We start from the raw sequence: 2,121 nt of genomic DNA on the forward strand, positions 1-2,121 counted from the left end.
TGGTGATTGCACTCGCCCATGCGCTGAAAGATAAGACGGTTGCGGCGTATCTTCGGACGGATCATTTGGAACGTCGCTTGGCACTAATGGTTGAATGGTCAGAGTTCATGAGTTAAGAGTAGTTGAGAACAGACCTATTGCGTAGATCTAACGGGTGAGTGAATTTTACGCACCTGATTTTCGGGAGTTTTGTCTAATGTCAACTAAAGGTTTTAGTTATTGTGTCAATAATCTTCGCTCCATAAGAGAGATGGATATAATTGAGTTAAAAAAAATAAATATATTGGTTGGAAAGAACAGTGTTGGAAAAAGTAGTTTTCTGCGCTCCCTTTGGTTGATAAAGCGCTCCCTTTCAAGCCGATCAGGGGCACCAATTATGTGGTATGGTGGGAGAGAAGATCCCATCGATTTTGGTGATTTCCAGACCTCATTGAACCGTTTAGCGTCTGAGGACGTGATTAAATTTAAATTCTCTATCAGTAAACTTAGAAGAAAATACACTTCAGATTTCTTTTCAAGGAATTTTATATTTAATTCCAAATTTAATCAGCGTATCCAGATGGCAAGCGATTTGTTTCTGGAAGTTCATGTTAAAGATATTTCAGGAGTTACAAGAAAACACAAAGCAATTGCATCTTTTAAATTGAACGGTCGATCTGTAAAAATTGATATTGATTATAAATCCATTGATACAATTGGTCCAGACCAATTAGAGAGTGATGCATCTGATTTAAGTATACGCGCTGTTAAATGTTACGTGAAAATAGACGATAAAAACATACTTAGTTTTTTTGAAAAACAAGATTTACGTTTCATTGATGTCTCAAACACATTGTTTCCGTCGCTAGCTCCTGCACTTGATCGTGATGGAGAACTATCCGTGTTGGCGGATTTTCCCGAGTGTGCGGAATTTTTATTGTTTAATACAATAAAAAAAAAAAAAAATAATGTTCATGGTAACGTATCCAGTATTGATGTAGTTGTTCGAAATATTCTTACGCTCATATCTGGAGGAGAATTTAATAAAGAGAAATTACAATCTCTAATGGTGGCGTCAAAGCCACATTGGATGAAAGAATTTTATAAGAATTTGTCAGATGAAAGTAGCTATTTGTTCAAAAAAATTAGTGCGATTGAATGGCTTCTCGCGTCAGGGGTTATGATTGGTTACATCGGTGAAGCTGTTGGTGAAATTATTAATAGCACGATAAATATTGGACCTCTTAGGGCTAATGTCGAGCGGTTTTATAGAGTACAAGACTTGCAAACATCATCAATTGAGCCCGATGGTAGTAATCTTGCAATGTGGCTAAGTTCACTCTCGGATAAAAATCGCAAGGAATTTTCTTCATTTGTAGAAAGGTTATTTGGATATAAAGTTGAGATAAAGCGCACGGCGTCAAATGTAAGCATTATTATAGTAAATGAAGATGTTTCAATGAATGTTGTTGATACAGGTTTTGGAATATCTCAGATGTTGCCAATTCTATCTTTGATCTGGTTGAGTGGCATGTCGAGATCTGCCCGTGCTGGTGCCAGCACACGATGGACGATAACTCCCGTCCTGGTTGAGCAACCCGAATTGCATCTTCATCCGGCATATCAGGCCCGATTGGCCGACGCTTTTGTAGAAGCATTTCAGGGCGAAAACGATGACGTTAGATTTGTGATTGAAACGCACAGCGAAGCCTTGCTGAACAGGTTTGGAGATTTAGTCGTCGATGGAGCCATAGAGCCTGACGATATCCAAATTCTGGTTTTTGACGATGGCAACTTAAGTGGGGATAAGTCTGGTGGTGTAAATATAAGTATCGCTAAATTTGATGAGGAAGGCAGATTAATAAACTGGCCTTTCGGCTTTTTTAATAGAGATATTTAATCGGTTGTGAGGATAAAATGATTATTCACATCGACTGGAAAATAAATACGATTTCGGAACAGTATGAGGACGATGCTCATAATGTAATAGTTGCATTGATTGATGCGCATCTTGACGGTAAGCATCATGTTGTTTTTGAAAGATTGGCAGTTAAAGTTATTAGGGAGAGCGGTATTCTTAGTGGGACATCTCAGAGACGTTTAGACTCAATTGCCGAAAAAATATTCATCTAGGGGTGGTGT

General features: G+C 38.2%; 2 protein-coding genes. Both read left to right on the top strand.

Annotated features, from left to right (window positions below; genetic code table 11):
- The first annotated feature begins 196 nt into the window (after window positions 1–196).
- On the top strand, window positions 197–1,879 hold the full coding sequence (locus VZ95_RS23545) for an AAA family ATPase (RefSeq protein WP_084627965.1): 1,683 nt from the start codon (window positions 197–199) through the stop codon (window positions 1,877–1,879).
- A 17-nt stretch (window positions 1,880–1,896) separates the two neighbouring features.
- Entirely contained in the window at window positions 1,897–2,112 is a 216-nt protein-coding gene (locus VZ95_RS24665; protein ID WP_156995476.1) for a hypothetical protein, read from the top strand.
- Window positions 2,113–2,121 lie beyond the last annotated feature (9 nt).

The organism is Elstera litoralis (assembly GCF_000963705.1).
Lineage (GTDB): Bacteria > Pseudomonadota > Alphaproteobacteria > Elsterales > Elsteraceae > Elstera > Elstera litoralis.